At 45.3% G+C, this 856-nt stretch carries 1 protein-coding gene and 1 pseudogene; both read left to right on the top strand.

Annotated elements, in window-relative coordinates; all coding sequences use genetic code 11:
- A pseudogene (locus R7R24_RS25700) lies at positions 1–300 on the top strand (type IV-A pilus assembly ATPase PilB); the annotation flags it as partial.
- A 23-nt stretch (positions 301–323) separates the two neighbouring features.
- A partial coding sequence (locus R7R24_RS25695; protein WP_318119947.1) for a type II secretion system F family protein occupies positions 324–856 on the top strand: 533 nt, incomplete at its 3' end.

The raw sequence follows: 856 nt of genomic DNA, 5'->3' as shown, positions 1-856 counted from the left end.
CCGCAAGAGCATACCGTTCAACTTCAGCACCTCGGCATTCAAACAACTGACAACATTTTTAGAGCCAATCCAGATGGTTGCAACGAATGCACCCATGGTTATTCTGGCCGAACAGGTATCTATGAAGTCATGCGCTTTGATGAATCTCTATCCGAAGCTCTTATTAAAGGAGCCTCGGTACATGAACTGGAAAAGCTTGCCATTGCGAACGGCATGAGCACCTTGCAAATGTCCGGAATAGAAAAACTCAAACAAGGCATCACAAGCTTTAGTGAGTTACAACGCGTGCTCTATTTCTAATCCTTTAATCAGCAGTTACCCCTATGAAAACTACGACACCACAATTAAAGAACTTCCGTTGGAAAGGCGTCAACAGCTCAGGGAAAAAGACCTCTGGTCAAACTCTGGCAATGAGCGAAATCGAAGTACGAGAGCGCTTAGATGCCCAGCACATCAAAATCAAAAAGCTAAAGAAAAGCAGCATCTCTTTTTTGACCAAACTTAGCCATCGCGTAAAAGGGAAAGACATCACGGTTTTCACTCGTCAAATCTCAACGATGCTGGTAACCGGTGTGCCGCTAGTACAAGCATTGAAATTGGTCTCTGATAACCACAAAAAAGCGGAAATGAAATCCATTTTGATGAGTGTAACTCGGGCTGTTGAAGCGGGTACGCCGATGTCCAAAGCGATGCGTACCGCCAGTAACCATTTTGACCCGCTGTATACCGACCTGATTGCGACAGGAGAACAATCGGGCAACTTAGCCGAAGTGTTCGAACGCTTAGCCACCTACAGGGAAAAAAATGAGCAGCTTAGAGCCAAAGTGATCAAGGCTCTAATATATCCAGCCATGGT

The organism is Vibrio sp. 704 (assembly GCF_033339295.1).
Note: the sequence above shows the minus strand (reverse complement) of the source record. Positions and strands in the feature narration are given on the sequence as shown.